Below are 19,562 nucleotides of genomic sequence, written 5' to 3'. Positions count from 1 at the left end.
TCCAGTTTCTATTGTCTTTCCATCAGAATAGCCCTTCCGGGGCAAATATTGGAGACCGACGTGGCCGTCATCGTACCTTTCGAAACTCCCGGCGCGTCGATCGAAGAGCTGGTTGCCCTTGTCGCCGGTGACATGGAGCGCGTCAACGCCACGATCCTGTCGCGGACCGGTTCGGACGTGACCATGATCCCGGAGGTCGCCAACCATTTGATCTCCTCCGGGGGCAAGCGCCTGCGGCCGATGCTGACGTTGGCCATGGCCAACCTCGCCGGCTACACCGGCGACGGCCATATCAAACTCGCCGCCAGCGTCGAGTTCATGCATACCGCCACGCTGCTCCATGACGACGTCGTCGACGAGAGCGAGATGCGCCGCGGCAAGCTGTCGGCGCGCATGCTCTGGGGCAATGAGGCGAGCGTGCTGGTCGGCGACTTCCTGCTCGGCCAGGCCTTCCGCATGATGGTCGAGGTCGGCTCGCTCCGCGCGCTCGACATTCTCTCCGCGGCCGCCGCCACCATCGCCGAGGGCGAGGTGATGCAGCTTGCCGCCGCCAAGAACACCGCAACCACCGAAGACGAATATCTCGCCGTAATCCGCGGCAAGACCGCCGAGCTGTTCGCGGCCGCCTGCGAGGTCGGGCCCGTGATCGCCAACCGCCCGAAGGCGGAGCAGACCGCCTGCCGCTCGGTCGGCATGAATCTCGGCATCGCCTTCCAGCTCGTCGACGACGTGCTCGACTATGGCGGCAAGAGCGCCAAGCTCGGCAAGAACACCGGCGACGATTTCCGCGAGGGCAAGATCACGCTGCCCGTCGTGCTCGCCTTCCGCCGCGGCAACGACACCGAGCGCGCCTTCTGGATCCGCGCGCTGGAGCGCGGTGAGATCGGCGACACCGACCTCGACCACGCCATCGGGTTGATGAACAAGCATCGCGCGCTCGAAGACACGCGCAGCCGCGCCCAGCACTACGGCGCCATGGCCGTGGACGCGCTGGCGCTGTTCCCGTCCTCGCCGATGAAGAGCGCGCTGGAGCAGGTCGTGGCGTTCTGCCTGGCTCGGTCGCATTAGCTACCTGCATCCTTAGCGCTTGCTGGTAGCCACACCCTCAGTGTCGTCCCGGCGAAGGCCGGGACCCATTACCTCGGTCAGCGTTGTCTTAGCGCCTGTAGCAACCATCGTGCACCACAACAACAGTCGTGGCTATTGGGTCCCGGCCTTCGCCGGGACGACATCGTTGAGATACGCGCCACCACCGCATTAACAGCGTCATTGCGAGCGCAGCGAAGCAATCCAGAATCTTCCCGCAAAGGGACTCTAGATTGTTTCGCTTCGCTCGCAATGACGAGCTAGGTGTGCGAGGGCCGCCTTCCAACTTGCATTCAAATCCTGTGCGCCATCTTGCGGCACACCTCCGTCGGAGTGTTCTAACGGTTCGCCTACTAACTTGCATTTTGCAAGCTACTCACCTACCTTCCCCTCATGCAGCCCAAATCCCCCTCCATTCAGGAATGTCCGGTCGGCCGCGCCGTGGAGACGGTCGGCGAATGGTGGAGCATTTTGATCCTGCGGGATGCATTCCAGGGCGCAACGAGGTTCGACGAATTTTCGCAAAGCCTCGGGATCGCGCCGAACATCCTGTCGCGGCGGTTGGCCCATCTCACCGAAAGCGGCATGTTCGTCCGCCGCCGCTACAATGAACGGCCGCCGCGCTACGAATATGTGCTGACGGACAAGGCCCGGGACTTCTTCCCCGTGGTCGCAACCCTGCTCGCTTGGGGCAACAAGCATCTCGCACCGATGGGCGAAGCGATCCTGCTCGCGAACCGGCACGATTGTCGTCCGTTCAATCCGGTCGTGGTCGATGCCGCCGACATGCAGCCGATCACGCTCACCAATGCGGTCGTCGTCGCAGGCCCCCGCGCCAGCCGTGTCATGCGTAAACGGCTGACCTCGCTCAAAGCCATGAACCCGGCCGTCGCGCCGGCTGGAGACTGACATGCGTCGTATCGTCGTGACGGGAATGGGCGCGGTGTCGCCGCTTGGCTGCGGTGTCGAACTTTCGTGGCGCCGGCTGCTGGCCGGCCAAAGCGGGCTGCGCCCGCTGCCGGAATGGTCGCAGGCGCTGCCCGCACGTATTGCCGGCCTCGTGCCCGACAAGGCCGATGACGCGGAGGGCGGCTTCGATCCCGCGCAGGCCGCCGCGCCGAAAGACCAGCGCAAGATGGACCGCTTCATCCTGTTCGCGCTGCTCGCCACCGCGGAAGCGGTTGCGCAGGCCGGTTGGACGCCGCAGGACGCGGCGGCGCAGGAACGAACTGCGACGATCATCGCCTCCGGCGTCGGCGGTTTTCCGGCAATGGCGGAGGCGGTGCGCATCACCGAACAGCGCGGCCCGCGCCGGCTGTCGCCGTTCACGATCCCCTCCTTCCTCGCCAATCTCGCCGCCGGCCACGTCTCGATCAAATACGGCTACAAGGGAGCGCTGGGCACACCGGTCACGGCCTGCGCTGCCGGCGTTCAGGCGATCGGCGATGCCGCGCGCATGATCCGCGCGGGCGAGACTGATGTGGCGATCTGCGGCGGCGCGGAAGCCTGCATCGACATCGTCAGCCTCGGCGGCTTTGCGGCGGCCCGCGCACTGTCGAGCGGATTCAATGACGCCCGCGCCTCGCGCCCGTTCGATCGCGACCGCGACGGTTTTGTCATGGGCGAAGGCGCCGGCATCCTGGTGATCGAGGAGCTGGAGCATGCATTGGCGCGCGGCGCGAGGCCGATCGCGGAGATCGTCGGATACGGTACGACCGCGGACGCCTATCACATGACATCGGGTCCGCCTGACGGCGACGGCGCCCGGCGCGCCATGGAGATCGCGCTCCGGCAGGCCAAGCTTGCGCCCGCGGATTTACAGCACCTGAACGCGCATGCGACGTCGACGCCGGCCGGCGACGAGAGCGAGCTTGGCGCCATCGCCGCGCTATTCGGCCGCCACCGCGGCATCGCGGTGAGCGCGACCAAATCGGCCACCGGGCATCTGCTCGGCGCCGCCGGTGGCCTCGAAGCGGTCTTCACCGCGCTCGCCCTGCGCGACCAGATCGCGCCGCCGACGCTCAATCTCGAAAACCCTGATCCCGCCGCTGACGGCATCGACATCGTCGCCGGTGTGGCGCGACCGATGCCGATGCAGCACGCGATCTCGAACGGGTTCGGCTTCGGCGGGGTGAATGCCAGCGTGATCTTCCGCCGGATGGGCTGAACGACGGGCCTTAGTCGACGGGCCTTGCAATCGCGGCAAGCATCGCTACCAAAGCAGGATGATCAACACGAATTTCTGGCTGTTCCTGGCCGCCGCTTGTCTCATCGCCGCCGTTCCCGGCCCCGGCATTTTCTACGTCGCGGCACGGACCCTATCGGAAGGGCGCGGCAGCGGTTTTGCATCGACCGCGGGCACCGCACTCGGCGGGCTGGTTCATGTGGTCGCGGGCAGCTTCGGCATCTCCGCGATCATTCTTGCCAGCGCCGAGCTGTTTGCCGCCGTGAAATTCGTCGGCGCACTTTATCTCGTCTGGCTCGGCATCAGGACTTTTCGCAGCGCCAGCCGCGCGCCGTCATTCGACAGCAAGCCCGTCGGCGACAAGCGCGCCTTTCGCGACGGCGTGCTGGTCGAGGCGCTGAACCCGAAGACCGCCGCCTTCTTCCTCGCCTTCATTCCGCAGTTCCTTGACCCGGCGGGATCGAACCCGACACTGCAATTCATCACGTTGGGCGCGCTCTCGGTGACGCTGAACACGCTCGCCGATATCGTGGTGGTGCTGATGGCCTCCGCGACACGTACGCAGTTGATCGGACGCCCGCATTTGATGCGACGTCTCACCCAGGGCTCCGGCGTCTTCATCGCAGGGCTCGGCCTGTCGCTCGCACTGGCGCGGCGGCCCGTGAATGGATAGCGCCACCATGCCCGCCCCGCAAAGCCGCATTTACGAGTCTCACGGCCTGCGGCTGCACTATGCCGACTGGGGCAACGACGGCGCGCCGGTCGCCATCCTGGTTCACGGCGGCCGCGATCACTGCCGGAGCTGGGACGTCATCGCCCGGTCGCTGCAGCCGCATTTTCACGTGCTCGCACCGGACCTGCGCGGTCACGGCGATTCCGACTGGACCAGGGGCGGCAGCTACGCGCTGACGGAGTATGTGTACGATCTGGCCCAGCTCGTCCGTGCCATCGCGGCGCCTCAAGTCACTCTCATCGGCCATTCTATGGGCGGCATGGTCAGCCTGATCTTTACAGGGGCATTCCCCGAACAGGTCTCGAAGCTGGTCGTGCTCGACGGCGTGACGATGTTGCCGGATACACCAAAACCGCCGGTGCATGAGCGGATCGGCAAGTGGATCGGTCAGCTCGACAAGTTGCACGACCGCGCACCGCGCCGCTATTCGACCCTCGAAGACGCGGCGGCGCAGATGGTCCTTCACAACAAGCGGCTGTCTCGCGAGCTCGCGCTGCACCTCGCCACCCACGGCGCGCGGCAGAACGAGGACGGCACCTATAGCTGGAAGTTCGATCCCTACCAGCGCGCCTCTGCGCCGCACCGGCTCTGGCCGGACGATCACATCGCGCTGTGGTCGCGCATCACCTGTCCGACGCTGCTCTTGAATGCCGGCGAAAGCTTTCTGGCTGGCGCGAGGGCCGCGGGGCTGGAGCGCTACTTTCCGCAGGCGCGCGTCGAGACCATTGCAGGGGCCGGACACTGGCTGCAGCATGACAAGCCGCAGGAGGTGTTGGGTGAGATCCGGCGGTTTCTCGGGCTTGGCGAGGACGCTGCGGGCTAGCTCCGCAACATCCGCGTCATTGCAGATCTAGCTCAGCGTTCCCGAGTGCACCCACCAGCCGGAATGATCCCTGCGGATATTCTCGGCGGCGGCATGCGCCTCGGCAGATGCGCCATAGATCGCAAAGCACGTCGCCCCCGAGCCGGACATGCGGGCGAGCTTGACGCCGGCGGAGCCACGCAAGGCTTCCAGCACGTCGCCAATCACCGGCTTGATGCGCATCGCAGGCGCTTCGAGATCATTGGCGACGGTCTCGAGAGTATCGATCCAGTCGGCGATGGAGGCGCCCTCGCCTGGCCAGGCCGGGCCGTCGAAGACGGACGTGGCGCCGACCAGGAGTTCGCCGTTGCGCAGGCCCAGCTCCTGGAACACGTCCTTTGTCGCGACCGGCACGCGTGGATTGACCATCACGCAGGGCATGCTCGGCAGCATCAAGGGCAGCAGCTGCTCGCCGACACCGGTCATGTCGCAGGCGCGCGAGAACAGACACACCGGCACGTCGGCGCCGGTCGCAAGCGCAACCTTCTGGAGGCGGGCGTCGTCGAGCGACAGATCGTTGAGGCGCGCCAGCAACCGCAGCGCCGCCGCGGCGTCGGCCGAGCCGCCGCCGATGCCGGCGGCGACCGGGAGCACCTTGTCGAGCGCGAAGGCGCCCAGCTTCAGGTTCGGGACGGCTTCGGCCAGGAGCTTGGCCGCCTTGAACACGAGGTTGTCGGCCATATTGCCGCAGGCCGCGGCGAGCGGCCCCGTCGTGGTGAGCTTCAGCTCGCCGCCGGGCTCCAGCGTGAGCCGGTCGGCGCAGTCGGCAAAGGCGACCACGCTTTCGAGATCATGATAGCCATCGGCACGACGGCCGACCACGCGAAGGCTCAGATTGACCTTCGCGCGCCCTTCTTCAATCAACGCCGGCATTGACGACACGCCCCCAACTTCAACTCACTCAGCCGCCCTTGCCGTCGTCCTTCTTCTTCTCCTTCTCCGCCTGCGCAGCCGAGGAGTTCGAATTGTCGTCGGTCATACCGTTTGCAATCTTGGCCTCGATCTTCGGAAGCTCATCCGCTTCGGGCTTGAGATCGCGGGCGTGGGCCCACTGGAACTTGGCTTCCAGCGTGCGGCCGACGCGCCAATAGGCGTCGCCAAGGTGATCGTTGATAGTGGGATCCTCGGGCTTGAGATCAATGGCGCGCTCGAGGTTCTTCACCGCGTCCTCGTAATTGCCGATGCGGTAATAGGCCCAGCCAAGGGAGTCGACGATGTAGCCGTCATCCGGGCGCTGCTCGACTGCCCGCTTGATCATCTTCATGCCTTCGTCGAGATTGATGCCCTGGTCGATCCAGGAATAGCCGAGATAGTTGAGGACGTGCGGCTGGTCGGGTTGCAGCTCGAGCGCCTTCTTCATGTCGGCTTCGGCCTTGCCCCACTGCTTGGAGCGCTCCTCGCAGATGCCGCGATAATAATACCAGACGCTGTTGGCCTTATCGTTGCCGGCCGGCAGCACGTCGACGCCTTGCGAATAGGTCGCGCCGCATTCGCCGAACTTCTTGCGGCCGCGCTCGATGTTGCCGAGCGCCATGATGGCTTCGAGATCCTTGGGATCCTCAGTGGTGACGCCCTTGAGGATCTTGATCGCCTCGTCGGTGCGGTCGGCGGAATCCAGATCGATGGCGAGCTGGATTTGGGCGTTGCGCTTGAGTGGAGAGGACGACGGCACCCGCTCGTAGACCTTGATCGCCATCTGCGGCCGCTTCACCGATTCATAGAGATCGGCGAGCGAGAGCAGCGCCAGGGGATGGGTGGGCTGCAGGTAGAGCGAGAGCTGGAGGTAGACCAGCGCCAGATCCTCGCCGCCGCGGCGGGTCAGTGTGGCGCCGATGCCGTAGAGTGCTTCTGCGGCGCCGGCTTGCGCGCTATCGACCAGCGGCGGCATCTTCTTGCCGGCCTTGGTGTCGCGCAACCCTTCCACGATCAGCGGATGGCGGGCGAGCTTCTTGTCGAAAGCCTGGTAGACCGTGGTCGCGGCGGCCGAGTCCTTGTTGCGAGATAGCCAGCGCGCATAGGCCTCGGTGACACGCAACATGGAATCGTCGAGCTTGTAGGCACGCTCGAACCGGGTGCCAGCGTCTTTCTCCTTGCCGGCGAGTTCGAGGATCATGCCGGCATGGAGATCCTTGAACAGCGGATACCATTCAGGACCGGCCAGCTTGTCGATGGTGGCGACGCCGCCCTTGGCATCCCCCGCACCATAGGCGGCCCAGCCCGACAGCAGCGTGGCGACGAGATCGGTGATCGGACCGCGGATCGACTGGTTGATGTTGGTCTGCGCGGTCGCGTACTTCTTGAACTTGAGATCGTGCACGCCAACGACGAGCCGTGCAACGCGGTTGGTCTTGTCGATGGTCAGGATGCGCTCGGCGAGCTTGACAGCCTCGTCGATGTCACCGTCGGCGACCGAGGAGATGAAGGCGCGGTCGAGCAGCTCGTTGTTCTTGGGGTCGGTGCGCAGGGCCGAGCGATAGAATGCAGCGGCGGAGGCCGCGTCGCGCTCGACGCTGGCGTGGCGGGCGGCGAGATAGCTGCCGGAGGTGGTCAGCGCCTTCAGATCGTTTCGGGTCGGAAACTGCGCCGCCGTGTCGGACGGATGGTCCGGCGTCTGCGCCCGGACCGCGCCGGGGACCGTCGCCATCGCTGAGCCCATGAGGGCAATGGCGGCAACAGTCCAACGGTTGAAACGATTTGAAAGCATCGGGGCTCGCCTTGAGTTGGTAGTGCCTGGGTTTGCAGAAGGCCGTATCGCAAGCGAACGCGGCCGGTGGCATGGGGACCCGGAACCGTCAGGCCGACAATGCCGCTTTTGGCGCTTCACCGCAAGGATTCGGGCCGGGCGATCCCCTCCGCACGGCACAAATCGGCCAAGTGACCCGTCAAGAGCGCCCCAAGACGCCGCCAGTATGGCCTTATCGTGACCACGGGGACCGCGGCCGGGTTCTCACGCGAACGTGCGTCACAGGGCGAAGATCACGCAACTCTGGTCACATTGGCCTCGGTCACATGGATCGTGACTTGCTGACCCCAGCCTACATGGCCTCGTAGTTCGGACCGCCGCCGCCCTCCGGGGGAACCCAGGTGATGTTGCCGTTGGGGTCCTTCACGTCGCAGGTTTTGCAGTGAACGCAGTTCTGGGCATTGATCTGGAAGCGCGGGCCCGAACCTTCCTCGATCCACTCATAGACGCCGGCCGGGCAATAGCGATTCGAGGGACCGGCAAACACGTCGTGCTCGGAGGTCTTCTGGAGGTTCATGTCCGTGACCTTGAGATGGACCGGCTGGTCCTCCTCATGATTGGTATTGGACAGGAACACCGACGAGAGCTTGTCGAAGGAAATCTTGCCGTCCGGCTTCGGGTAGGTTCTCGGCGCGTGGGCCTTGGCCGGATCGAGCGTCGCGCGATCGGGCTTCGCGTGCGACTGGGTGCCAAATAGCGAGCCGCCGAACAGCGTGTTGCACCACATGTCGAAGATGCCGAGCCCGGCGCCGATGAAGGTGCCGAACTTCGACAACAACGGCTTGGCATTGCGGACAGGATAGAGGTCCTTACCGACGACGGAATCGCGCCAACCGTTCTCGTATTCGACCAGCTCATCATTGGCGCGGCCCGCAGCGAGAGCCACGTTAACATGTTCGGCCGCGAGCATGCCGGTGCCCATGGCATTGTGCACGCCCTTGATCCGGGGCACGTTGACGAAGCCGGCCGCGCAGCCGATTAGCGCACCGCCCGGGAAGCTCAGCCGCGGCACCGACTGGTACCCGCCTTCGGTGATGGCGCGCGCGCCGTAAGCCAGCCGCTTGCCGCCTTCAAGCGTCGCGCGGACGGCCGGATGGTTCTTGACGCGCTGGAATTCGTCGAATGGCGACAAATAGGGGTCGTTGTAGTTGAGATGAACGACGAAACCGATCGACACCAGGTTCTCGTCATAATGGTAGAAGAACAGGCCGCCGCCGGTGTTGTTGTTCAAGGGCCAGCCAACCGCGTGCTGCACGAGGCCCTTCTGATGCTTGGCCGGATCGATCTGCCAGACTTCCTTGAGCCCGATGCCAAATTTCGGCGGCTCACTTTTGGTGTCGAGCGCGTATTTCGAGATCAGCTGCTTGGTCAGGCTGCCGCGCGCACCTTCGGCGAACAGCGTGTACTTGCCGAGCAATTCCATGCCACGGGTAAAGGAGTCCTTCGGCTTGCCGTCCCGGCCGATCCCCATGTCGCCGGTGGCGATGCCGCGCACCGCGCCATTGTCGTCATAGAGCACTTCGGCCGCGGCAAAACCGGGATAGATCTCGACGCCTAGCGCTTCCGCTTTGCGCGCCAGCCAGCGGCAGACATTGCCGAGCGAGCCGATATAGCAGTGATGATTGTCCATCAGCGGCGGCATGATGAAGTTCGGCAGCTTGATCGCGCTGGTCTCGGTGAACCAGAAGAAGCGGTCGTCCTTGACCTGCGTCTTAAGCGGACAATCGGAATCCTCGCGCCAGTCCGGGATCAGCTTGTCGAGCCCGGCCGGATCGATCACGGCGCCGGAGAGAATATGCGCACCGACCTCGGAGCCCTTCTCCACCACCACGACATTGAGATCGGCATTGATCTGCTTCAGCCGGATCGCCGCAGCCAGGCCCGAGGGACCGGCGCCGACGATGACGACGTCGAATTCCATGGATTCGCGCGGGGGAAGTTCTTCGGTGCTCATCTGATCTCAGCCCTTGAGACGGTCCTTGGTCGATTGCGCCCTCTTGTTTCCGATTTTTCCGGGTAGGACAACCTCGGAAATGCGTTTCGCCGGGGTGCAAGGCGCCCCAAACTGGACTAATAGTCAGACTTTCCGATGATCCCAGAACCCGCACCCACGGTCCGAGAGCTGCTCGCCTTCTATCTGGAGGCCGGAGTCGATTGCACGCTCGCGGAGGAACCGATCGACCGCCTGGCGGAATTGGATGTTCCACCTCCGGCCCCGCGCGCGCCACCTCCAGTCGAGGCCCCACGGCCGGTCGCCGCGCCCGCGGTGATGCGCGGCGAGGCGGCACCTGCGCCCGACATCGCGATCGCCTCGGCGCGCGAGGCCGCACGCACCGCGCCAAGCTTGGAGGCGCTGCGCGAGCTGATGCAGAGCTTTGACGGCTGCGCGCTGAAGCACACGGCGACACGTTTGGTTTTCGCCGACGGCAATCCGCAGGCACGCATCATGTTCGTCGGCGAGGCACCGGGCCGCGACGAGGACATCGAGGGGCTGCCCTTCGTCGGGCGCAGCGGCAAGCTGCTCGATTTGATGATAGGAGCCATAGGCCTCAACCGCACCACGGCCTACATCGCCAACGTGATTCCCTGGCGGCCGCCCGGCAACCGCACGCCGACGCCGCAGGAGACGCAAATCTGCCTGCCGTTCATCCAGCGCCAGATCGAGCTGGTGAATCCGGAGGTGCTGGTGACACTCGGCAATCCCTCGACGCAGACGCTGCTGTCGACCCGCGAAGGCATCATGCGTACCCGCGGCCGCTGGTTCGACTACGAGACGGGCGGGCGCACCATTCGCGCGCTGCCGACCTTCCATCCCGCCTATCTGTTGCGCTCGCCGTCGTACAAGCGGCTGGCCTGGCAGGATCTGCGCGCGATCGCGAAGGTGCTGGCGGAGGCGTGAGGGGCCGTACAGCCTTTCGCCGTCATTGCGGGCGCAGCGAAGCAATCCAGAATCTTTCCGCGGAGGGGCTGTGGATTGCTTCGTCGCAAGGGCTCCTCGCAATGACCACCGAAAGAGCGAGCAACTAAGTCCCCTTCGGCCGCACGATGGCCCAGCCGATGCGCAGGAGTTGCTGGCGTCCGGTCACCAGCCATTCGAAGGCGCGCGGGACTTCCGGCACGATGCCGGGAAAGCGCGCGAGGATGTCCGGCGGCGGCGTGCCGGCGGTATCGGAAGCGCGCCAGACCACGACGCCGCCGGTCTCGCTGAATTTGGCCTGATTGATCCAGGGTGTACGCGCGGGCTCGGCATCGATGAAGAGATGCGGCCGGCCGGAATGCAGCGTGATCAAGCTCGCAAGCTGGGTCTCGCCGGCGACCGCGCGCAGGCGATGATTGGTGCGGCGGGCAAAGCTCTCGTCGAAGAAGTCCGAAATCGCGCGGGCCGGCATCGAGGTCGCGATCTCGTTGGCACCGGTCCACGGCAGCAGCAGGACGGCGAGCACGACGCCGATTGCGGGCGCCACGACGGCAGCCGCCCAGACCATCCGCAGCATCCTCGCGCGGCGCATCGCGATGAGATCGCCGGCCCCCACGACCACGGCAAGCCCCGACAACACCAGCACGACGCCGGCGCCGCCGACGACGGCGTCGAGGCCCAGCAGGCCGGAGATCAGCACCGCGCCGAGCGCCGGCGCCAGCGCGAAGAAATAGACGAAACTACGTGCGAGCGGCTCGACCGGCGGGCGGTAGATGATCGGCGCCTCCTCGCTCTTGGGCACGAACAGGCCGGTGTTGAGGACGGTCAGCGCCGGGATCGCCGCCGCACCGAGCAGGAGCCCCCCGAGCAGCCAGGCCGCGTGCAGCGCACGGGCATTGAGCTGGGCGACCTCAGGCAGGGCCGGCAGGACGAGCGCCTCGGCGCGCGTCAGCCAGACGGCATAGGGCAATGCCAGCACGGCGACGACCACCAGCGCAAACAGCGGGTCGAAGGCACGCAACGTGCGGCGGCCGTCCGCGGTTGCGAGCGCGAAGACGACGATCAGCAGCAGCAGGAAGATCGCAGCCGGCGTCGTCAACAGCAAGAGGCCGGCCTCGATCGACCAGGCAAACCAGGCGTTGCCGCGGCGCTGTCCGATGATCTGCCAGGAATGCAGCAGCAGCAGCGCCCAGAGCGGTCGCGCCAGCACCAGAGGGCCGAAGTCGAGTGTGGGCGAGGAGAAGGCCAGCAGCGTCATGGTCAGCAGCACGGCCAGCACTGCCTGCTGGGGGCCGACCACCGCGCGGGACAGATGATAGAGCGTGATCAACGTCGCGATCCCGCAGAGCTCGGCCAGCACGTAGACACCGAACAGGTGGCCGCCGGCAGCGCGATAGGCGATGTCGGCGAGCCAGACCGGCAAGGGCGGCCCGAGATCGGTGCCGACCTGGTATTCGCGGCCGAAGGCCAGCAGGGTCGCGAGACTGCCGGGCGGGCTGCGATAAAACACCAGCGCCACGAACAGCCACATCGCGGCCTGGAGCAGCACGGCGATCCAGACGATCAGCCGCGGCCGCGCGCGAATGAGCTCGATGACCAGGGAGGTAAACCGCATGCAACGTCCGAAAGATGCAGCCAACCCGTGAAGCCGGCCCTATTCGCTCACGACTGTTTTGATAAAGGGCGTGACGCGTCGTGGCAACTGAGTCTCGTCTAGAGATTTGCCGACGCGTCGACTTCCAGGCTCGCGTCCACCTGCAGCTCGATCTCGGTCACCGCAAGCAGATCCTGCGCCGGCTCGACCGTCCAGGGCATGTGCTTGGCGCGTGCGGCGGCGACGGGGGCGAAGAAGCTGCGGTGGTGGACGGTGGGACCGAGGCGGTTGAGCGCGTCGAGGTGCTCGGGCACGGCGTAGCCCTTATGCTGCTCGAAACCGTAGCCGGGACAGTCCTGCGCCAACGCGCACATCAGGCGGTCCCGCGTTACCTTGGCGATGATCGAGGCCGCTGCGATCGACAGGACGATGCCGTCGCCGCCGATCACGGCCTCGCAATCGCATTCCGTGTCGAGCCGGTCGCGGCCGTCGACGAAGACGTGCCGCGGCTGCTGGGGCAGCGCCACCACGGCGCGCTTCAGCGCCCACAGCGAGGCGCGCAGGATGTTGTCGCGGTCGATGCGGGAGCGCGAGGCGACGGCCACCGAGACCTGGGCGGTCGCGCAGATCTTGCCGAACAGCCTTTCGCGCTCCTCGGCCGTCAGGCGCTTGGAATCGTCGATGCCGCGCGGGATGCGGTCGGGATCGAGAATCACCGCCGCCGCCACCACCGGACCGGCCAGTGGCCCGCGGCCCTCCTCATCGCAGCCCGCTACCGGCCAAACGCCGCGCTTGATCAGCGCGCGCTCACGGCGGAAGCTTGGGGCAACGATGATGGCGCTCTTTGTGCCGGCCAGCGCCTTGGCGATTTTTTTGGGCGCAGCTTTCTTGTTCTCAGGCGCAGCCTTCTCGCTCTTAGGCGCAGCCTTTTTGGGCGCGCCTTTGGCCGGCTTCTTTGCGGATTGATCCCGAATCATGGCCGGGATCGTGCGCAAGCGGCATGGCCTGCGCAATCGGGAACCTCGAACAATTCCCGTTATTCAAGCCAGCCGCCCTATTCCGCCAGATGCACCCGCCGGTCCTCGCCGACGTCGATGCCGGGCGCGACCACGACCTCCCAGGGATGGCCGTCAGGATCGGCGAAATAGCCGGAATAGCCGCCGTAGTCGGTCTCATGTGCTGCCTTCAGCAACGCGGCTCCCTTGCTGACGGCGAAGACCAGCACCGCATCCACCTCCTCACGCGCGCGGCAATTCCAGGCGAGCGTCATGCCGCGGAACGTCGATGGCCTCGGATGATCAGGCAATTTGGCGTCGACCGCGAGTTGATCCCAGGGAAACAACGCGAGCACCGGACCGCCGGTGTCATAGAACGCAACGGTCTCGCCGGTTACCTTGAGCCGGCGCGAGAAACCGAGCGCGTCGTAAAAGGCAATGCTGGCGCGGATGTCGTTCACGCCCAGCGTGATGACGGTCAGCCGCGGGATAGGAGCTGGCGGTTCCTTACTCATAGACGCCTCTCTCACTTCGTCCCTCAGAACAGGCTGAGCTGATCGCCGTTCCGCTTCGGCTTGGCAAAATGATCCGTCGTCAGCTTGGCGCGCCGTTTGTTCAGCCCGAGCCTGTCGCAAGCGATCTCGAAGCGGCGGCCGATGGTCCAGGCCATCGGGCCGGTGCCCTTCATGCGCTCGCCCCATTTCGCATCGTAGTCACGGCCGCCGCGCATGTCGCGGATCAGCGTGAAGACGTGGCGATACCGGTCCGGATAGTTCGCCATCAGCCATTCCCGAAAGAGATCGCGCACCTCGAGCGGCAACCGCAGCAACACGTAGGAGGCCTCCTTGACGCCGGCATGGGCGGCGGCATCCAGGATGCGCTCGATCTCGGAATCGTTCAGCGCGGGGATCACGGGCGCGACCATGACGGTGGTCGGAATGCCAGCCTCGGAAAGCTGCTTCAGTGCCTCCAGCCGCTTCGGCGGCGTGGACGCCCGCGGCTCCATGGTGCGCGCTAGTTTCGGATCGAGCGAGGTCACGGAGATCCCGACCTTGGCGAGGTTGCGTTTGGCCATTCGCGCGAGAATGTCGATGTCGCGCACGACCAGCGCCGACTTGGTGACGATCCCGACGGGATGGCCGGCGCGCTCCAGCACCTCCAGAATGCCGCGCATGATTTTGCGCTCGCGCTCGATCGGCTGATAGGGATCGGTGTTGGTGCCGATCGCGATCATCCGCGGCTCGTAGCCCGGCGCCGCAAGCTCCTTCTCGAGCAACGCCGGCGCCTCGGGCTTCACGAACAGCTTCGACTCAAAGTCGAGCCCCGGCGACAGGCCAAGATAGGCATGCGTCGGCCGCGCGAAGCAATAGACGCAGCCGTGCTCGCAACCGCGGTAGGGATTGATCGAACGATCGAAGCCGATGTCGGGAGATTCGTTGCGGGTGATCACCTTGCGCGAGGTGTCGATCCCGACCGTGGTCTTGAACGGGGGCAGTTCTTCAAGGCTCTGCCAGCCATCGTCGAATGCGACGCGCGCCTCGGCCTCAAACCGGCCGCTGGCGTTGGACTGCGCGCCCCGGCCTCGCCTGCGCTGGCGGTCGATGGCGACCGCCAGCTCAGGGAAGTCAGAAGGCGCACCCGCCGGCTCGGAGGGCGCCGTGACCGGCGGGTGCTTGAGAGCATGAGAGGATGCTGGACTCATGAAGCCAAGATAGCATGTCAAAGGAACAAATCAAGAACACAAACAAAAAACGTGAAAACAACCCCATGCACAGTCGAGCTGCCCAAATTTCGGGCGGGGGTTTTTGACTTCACGCAACACCAGCGTGACCACGATTCCGTTTGGTCACGGGAGGGATCGATCGTCGCGGAACATGGTTGATGACGATCGTTGGGTGAAGGTCGGCAAGAACATGACAAATCAACAACAATTGGCCGCAGCGAGCAGCAACCTCGATCTGCTCGACCGCTATTGGCGCGCCGCGAACTATCTCTCCGTTGGGCAAATCTATCTCCTCGACAATCCGCTGCTGCGCGAGCCCTTACGGCCCGAGCACATCAAGCCGCGTTTGCTCGGCCATTGGGGCACGACGCCCGGTTTGAACTTCATTTATGCCCATCTCAACCGCGTCATCCGCGCGCTGGACCTGAACGTGATCTATGTCTGCGGTCCCGGGCACGGCGGCCCCGGCATGGTCGCCAACACCTATCTCGAAGGCAGCTACAGCGAGCTCTATCCCGATATCGCGCGCGATACCGAGGGGTTGCGCAAGCTGTTCAGGCAATTCTCCTTCCCCGGCGGCATCCCGAGTCACGCGGCGCCGGAAACGCCGGGCTCGATCCACGAAGGCGGTGAGCTCGGTTACGCGCTGGTGCATGCCTATGGCGCGGCCTTCGACAATCCCGACCTGATCGTCGCCTGTGTCGTCGGTGACGGCGAGGCCGAGACCGGCCCGCTCGCCGCGTCCTGGCACTCAAACAAATTCCTCAATCCTGCGCATGACGGCGCGGTGCTGCCGATCCTGCATCTCAACGGTTACAAGATTGCCAATCCGACCGTGCTCGGCCGGATGCGCGACGACGAGATCCGCGATCTCTTCCGCGGGCTCGGCCACGAGCCGCTGTTCGTCGAGGGCGACGATCCCAAATTGATGCACCGGGCCATGGCAGACGCGCTCGACGTCGCGCTCGTCAGCATCCGGTCGATCCAGCAGCACGCCCGCGACGGCCGCAAGAGCGTCGAACGTCCGCGCTGGCCGATGATCGTGCTGCGCAGCCCGAAGGGCTGGACCGGCCCCAAGGAAGTCGACGGCAAGAAGGTGGAGGGCTTTTGGCGGGCGCATCAGGTGCCCGTCGCGAACTGTCGCGAGAACCCGGCGCATCTGAAGATTCTCGAAGACTGGATGCGCAGCTACGAGCCGGAAAAGCTGTTCGACGCGAACGGCGCGCTCATTGCCGAGCTCCAGGCGCTCGCGCCCGAAGGCAATCGCCGCATGGGCGCCAATCCGCACGCCAATGGCGGCCTTCTGAAGAAGGAGCTGAAGCTGCCGGACTTCCGCAGTTTCGCCGTCGAAGTAGCGCAGCCGGGCGGCGTCGTGGCGGAGGCAACCCGCGAGCTCGGGAAATTCCTGCGCGACGTCATCCGCCTCAACACCGAGGCCCGCAACTTCCGCATCATGGGCCCGGACGAGACTGCGTCGAACCGGCTCGATGCGGTGTTCGAGGCCACCGAACGCGTCTGGATGGAGCCGACAAAACCTTACGACGTGCATCTCGCCCAGGACGGACGCGTGATGGAAGTCCTGAGCGAGCATCTCTGCCAGGGCTGGTTAGAGGGTTACCTGCTCACGGGCCGACACGGCTTCTTCTCCTGCTACGAGGCGTTCATCCACATCGTGGATTCCATGTTCAACCAGCACGCCAAATGGCTGAAGGTGACCCGGCATCTGCCGTGGCGGCGACCGATCGCCTCGCTCAACTATCTGCTCACCTCGCATGTCTGGCGTCAGGACCACAACGGCTTCAGCCATCAGGATCCCGGTTTCGTCGATCTCGTCGCCAACAAGAAGGCCGACATCGTCCGCATCTACTTCCCGCCGGATGCCAACACGCTGCTGTGGATCGCCGATCATTGCCTGCGCACCTATGACCGCATCAACGTCATCGTGGCCGGCAAGCAGCCGGCGCCGCAATGGCTGTCGATGCAGGAGGCAGCCACGCACTGCGATGCCGGCATCGGCATCTGGAACTGGGCCGGCACGGAAGACACGAATGGCGAGCCCGATGTCGTGATGGCCTGCGCCGGCGACGTGCCGACACTGGAAACGCTCGCTGCCGTCGACCTGCTGCGCAAGGCTCTGCCCGAGCTGAAGATCCGCGTCGTCAACGTCGTCGACCTCATGACGCTGCAACCCAGGGAGCAGCACCCGCACGGTTTGTCCGACCGCGACTTCGACGGCCTGTTCACGCGCGACAAGCCGGTGATCTTCGCCTATCATGGCTATCCCTATCTGATCCACCGGCTGACCTATAACCGCACCAACCACGCCGGCATGCACGTCCGCGGCTTTGCCGAGGAAGGCACCACGACGACGCCGTTCGACATGGTCGTGCTCAACGAGCTCGACCGCTATCACCTCGCGATCGAGGCGATCGAGCGCGTGCCGGGGCTCGCGACCAGGGCGGCGCAGGTGAAGCAGCAATTCCGCGACAAGCTGATCGAGCATTCGCGCTATGTGCGCGAATACGGCGAGGACATGCCGGAAATCCAGGAATGGGTCTGGCAGAACAGCGCCGGCGGCAACACGCCGGCAGAGGCAGGCGACTGAGGGGAGCCATGTCGAACACGGTTCTCGTTCTCAACTCGGGATCGTCGAGCATCAAATTCGGCCTGTTCGATATCTCGGCGGCCGAGCCCGCCCTGCTCTGCAAGGGCCTGCTTGACGAGCACGAGACGAAGCCGCGGCTCGTCGTGAAGAGTCCCGCGGGCGAAGACCTGTTCGAGAAACGGAGGGAAGCATCGGATGCGGCCAGCGATCATCTGTTCGCCGACGTGCTCGGCTTCATCGAGGATCGTTTCGGCGACCATCGCTTGCGCGCCGTCGGCCATCGCGTCGTCCATGGCGGTCCGGACTATTCCGCTCCGGTCGAGCTGACGGAGGATGTCACCGCAAAGCTGCAAGCGCTGACGCCGCTGGCGCCCCTACACCAGCCGCGCTGCCTGGCTCCGGTCCGCACTATCACGGCGATCAGGCCCGACCTGACGCAGATCGCCTGCTTCGATACCGCTTTCCACCACGGCATTGCGCCGCCCGCCAGCCGCTTCGCCATTCCGCGACGTTATGAAGAGCGCGGCATCCGGCGCTACGGATTTCATGGCCTCTCGTTCGAATATGTCGCGGGACGGCTCGCCCGAATCGCGCCGCAGCTCGTGGCGAAGCGCACTGTGATCGCGCATCTCGGCAACGGCGCGAGCCTGTGCGGCTTGCGCGACGGCCGCAGCATCGACACCACGATGGGACTGACGCCGCTCGACGGGCTGGTGATGGGCACGCGCTGCGGCAGGCTCGACCCGGGCGTGCTGCTCTATCTGCAACAGTACGAGAAGATGTCGGTCGAAGATGTCCAGCACCTGCTCTACCACGAATCGGGCCTGCTCGGCGTCTCCGGCATCGCGTCGGATATGCGCATGCTGCTTGCGAGCCGCGAAGCTGCGGCGCGGGAGGCGGTCGAGCTCTTCACCTTCCGCGCCGCGCAGGAGGTGGCGGCGATGGCGACAACGCTTGCAGGGCTAGACTGCCTGGTCTTCACCGGCGGCATCGGCGAGCATGCCAGCGAAATCCGCAGCGCGATCGGTGAGCGTCTCGACTGGCTCGGCGTGCGCATCGATGCCGCTGCGAATGATGCGGCGCGCGAGCGCATCAACGATGGCGATAGCGCAGTCGATGTCTTCGTCATTCCAACGAATGAGGAACTGATGATCGCACGACATTGTGCGGCGGTGCTGCGAACAGCGAGTTGACCGGCGTTCATTCGAAGCCCTCGTCAGCAGCGTGGTTGCACGTTTTCCCGTCCTCGCGCTCGTCCGCTATCGCATCCTCCTCTTGCATGATTGCGAACGGCCGGCGCGCCGCGCAATATTGCCGCTCACCTCCGGATTAATACGGACAGGACAGGCTGGGGCGACACATTCGGCAATATCGCCGCCCCGTACGGGACATATTTGGATGCGAGGGCTGCAGCGGTTTACCATCGTCTGCCGAGGCGCGGCCGGAAAGTTGCACTCGGCAGCGCCATGTTTTATGACGCCCTCATAATGAGCTACGCTTCTCCCGAAGTGTGGACAGTGAAGCTTCCATCATGCTGAGCGTCATCATTCCGACCGAAGGCGTCGAGCAGACGGCCGTCGCAACTCTGGCCGCGCTGGTACCCGGTGCCGCCGCAGGCGTCATCCGGGAAGTGCTCCTGGTCGACGGCACCCGCAATGGCGTCATCGAGCGCGTTGCCGACGTCGCGGGCTGCCGTTTCATCGGCTTCGAAGGATCCACTCAAGGCGCCGCGCTCGCCGCCGGCGCACTCCAGGCCCGTTCGTCCTGGCTGATGTTCCTGCCCGCGGGCGCCGTGCTGGAAACCGGCTGGATCGAGGAAACCACCCAGTTCATCCAGTCCGTCTCGACCAGCGGCCGGGATCGTGCGGCCGTCTTCCGCTATGCGCGCTCGCCCTACGCCGATGCCGGCTTCCGCCACATCCTCCGGGCCCTGATGCGCAAGCTCGTCGGTCCCTTCGGCGATCAGGGACTTTTGATCGCGCGTGATCACTACGACCGCATTGGCGGCTACCCGCCCCAAGCCCGCCACTCCGAGGCACGGCTGCTCCGGCGGCTCGGCCGCTCGTCGCGGATCATGCTGCGCAGCCGGATCGTCATGGTCGGCTGAGGCACCTCGATA

16 protein-coding genes are annotated in these 19,562 nt (G+C 65.3%); 9 read left to right on the top strand and 7 right to left on the bottom strand.

Going from position 1 to position 19,562, the window contains the following annotated elements:
* The first annotated feature begins 60 nt into the window (after positions 1 to 60).
* The 5 genes from ACFQX9_RS19260 to ACFQX9_RS19240 all read left to right on the top strand — a co-directional run bounded on the left by ACFQX9_RS19260 (position 61) and on the right by ACFQX9_RS19240 (position 4,827).
* Complete coding sequence (locus ACFQX9_RS19260) at positions 61 to 1,068, top strand: polyprenyl synthetase family protein (protein ID WP_007594965.1); 1,008 nt, start codon at positions 61 to 63, stop codon at positions 1,066 to 1,068.
* A gap of 411 nt (positions 1,069 to 1,479) precedes the next feature.
* The gene (locus ACFQX9_RS19255) at positions 1,480 to 1,995 is read left to right on the top strand and encodes a helix-turn-helix domain-containing protein (protein ID WP_018454901.1); all 516 of its coding nucleotides are present in this window, start codon (positions 1,480 to 1,482) and stop codon (positions 1,993 to 1,995) included.
* A gap of 1 nt (position 1,996) precedes the next feature.
* On the top strand, positions 1,997 to 3,253 hold the full coding sequence (fabF, locus tag ACFQX9_RS19250; protein WP_247372696.1) for a beta-ketoacyl-ACP synthase II: 1,257 nt from the start codon (positions 1,997 to 1,999) through the stop codon (positions 3,251 to 3,253).
* Between the two features lie 58 nt (positions 3,254 to 3,311).
* Entirely contained in the window at positions 3,312 to 3,944 is a 633-nt protein-coding gene (locus ACFQX9_RS19245; RefSeq protein ID WP_018454903.1) for a LysE family translocator, read from the top strand.
* A gap of 7 nt (positions 3,945 to 3,951) precedes the next feature.
* Positions 3,952 to 4,827: an alpha/beta fold hydrolase gene (locus ACFQX9_RS19240; RefSeq protein WP_247299542.1), complete on the top strand. Its 876-nt coding sequence runs from the start codon at positions 3,952 to 3,954 to the stop codon at positions 4,825 to 4,827.
* Positions 4,828 to 4,854: 27 nt separating this feature from the next.
* Here the strand turns inward: ACFQX9_RS19240 and ACFQX9_RS19235 are convergent, their stop codons facing one another.
* The 3 genes from ACFQX9_RS19235 to ACFQX9_RS19225 form a co-directional block, all read right to left on the bottom strand.
* On the bottom strand, positions 4,855 to 5,739 hold the full coding sequence (locus ACFQX9_RS19235) for a 4-(cytidine 5'-diphospho)-2-C-methyl-D-erythritol kinase (protein WP_018454905.1): 885 nt from the start codon (positions 5,737 to 5,739) through the stop codon (positions 4,855 to 4,857).
* A gap of 28 nt (positions 5,740 to 5,767) precedes the next feature.
* Positions 5,768 to 7,570, bottom strand: a complete 1,803-nt coding sequence (locus ACFQX9_RS19230) for a tetratricopeptide repeat protein (RefSeq protein ID WP_026232840.1) — start codon at positions 7,568 to 7,570, stop codon at positions 5,768 to 5,770.
* A 331-nt stretch (positions 7,571 to 7,901) separates the two neighbouring features.
* The gene (locus ACFQX9_RS19225; RefSeq protein WP_377790085.1) at positions 7,902 to 9,563 is read right to left on the bottom strand and encodes an electron transfer flavoprotein-ubiquinone oxidoreductase; all 1,662 of its coding nucleotides are present in this window, start codon (positions 9,561 to 9,563) and stop codon (positions 7,902 to 7,904) included.
* Positions 9,564 to 9,698: 135 nt separating this feature from the next.
* On the opposite strand from ACFQX9_RS19225, the gene ACFQX9_RS19220 reads away from it, so the two are divergent.
* The gene (locus ACFQX9_RS19220; protein WP_018454908.1) at positions 9,699 to 10,508 is read left to right on the top strand and encodes a uracil-DNA glycosylase family protein; all 810 of its coding nucleotides are present in this window, start codon (positions 9,699 to 9,701) and stop codon (positions 10,506 to 10,508) included.
* A 124-nt stretch (positions 10,509 to 10,632) separates the two neighbouring features.
* Here the strand turns inward: ACFQX9_RS19220 and ACFQX9_RS19215 are convergent, their stop codons facing one another.
* The 4 genes from ACFQX9_RS19215 to ACFQX9_RS19200 all read right to left on the bottom strand — a co-directional run bounded on the left by ACFQX9_RS19215 (position 10,633) and on the right by ACFQX9_RS19200 (position 14,817).
* Positions 10,633 to 12,141: a glycosyltransferase family 39 protein gene (locus tag ACFQX9_RS19215; RefSeq protein WP_377790083.1), complete on the bottom strand. Its 1,509-nt coding sequence runs from the start codon at positions 12,139 to 12,141 to the stop codon at positions 10,633 to 10,635.
* Positions 12,142 to 12,239: 98 nt separating this feature from the next.
* Positions 12,240 to 13,097 (bottom strand): ribonuclease HII, encoded by an 858-nt coding sequence (locus tag ACFQX9_RS19210; protein WP_377790082.1) that lies wholly within the window; start codon positions 13,095 to 13,097, stop codon positions 12,240 to 12,242.
* A gap of 77 nt (positions 13,098 to 13,174) precedes the next feature.
* The gene (locus tag ACFQX9_RS19205) at positions 13,175 to 13,630 is read right to left on the bottom strand and encodes a VOC family protein (RefSeq protein WP_018454911.1); all 456 of its coding nucleotides are present in this window, start codon (positions 13,628 to 13,630) and stop codon (positions 13,175 to 13,177) included.
* Positions 13,631 to 13,653: 23 nt separating this feature from the next.
* Positions 13,654 to 14,817 (bottom strand): PA0069 family radical SAM protein, encoded by a 1,164-nt coding sequence (locus ACFQX9_RS19200; protein ID WP_018454912.1) that lies wholly within the window; start codon positions 14,815 to 14,817, stop codon positions 13,654 to 13,656.
* Between the two features lie 211 nt (positions 14,818 to 15,028).
* Between ACFQX9_RS19200 and ACFQX9_RS19195 the strand changes: the two genes are divergently transcribed.
* The 3 genes from ACFQX9_RS19195 (at position 15,029) to ACFQX9_RS19185 (ending at position 19,550) form a co-directional block, all read left to right on the top strand.
* Entirely contained in the window at positions 15,029 to 17,443 is a 2,415-nt protein-coding gene (locus ACFQX9_RS19195) for a phosphoketolase (protein WP_377790182.1), read from the top strand.
* A gap of 8 nt (positions 17,444 to 17,451) precedes the next feature.
* Positions 17,452 to 18,636 carry an acetate/propionate family kinase gene (locus tag ACFQX9_RS19190; RefSeq protein ID WP_354263412.1) on the top strand — a complete coding sequence of 395 codons (1,185 nt, stop codon included), beginning with the start codon at positions 17,452 to 17,454 and terminating at the stop codon, positions 18,634 to 18,636.
* Between the two features lie 338 nt (positions 18,637 to 18,974).
* Positions 18,975 to 19,550 carry a glycosyl transferase gene (locus ACFQX9_RS19185; protein ID WP_204513849.1) on the top strand — a complete coding sequence of 192 codons (576 nt, stop codon included), beginning with the start codon at positions 18,975 to 18,977 and terminating at the stop codon, positions 19,548 to 19,550.
* The last annotated feature ends 12 nt before the right edge of the window (positions 19,551 to 19,562 follow it).

Origin of the sequence: Bradyrhizobium sp. GCM10028915, assembly GCF_042666195.1 — a bacterium.
In the GTDB taxonomy this organism is placed as follows: Bacteria; Pseudomonadota; Alphaproteobacteria; order Rhizobiales; family Xanthobacteraceae; genus Bradyrhizobium; species Bradyrhizobium canariense_D.
The sequence above is the reverse complement of the archived record's forward strand: the minus strand, read 5'-3'. Positions and strand labels throughout refer to the sequence as shown.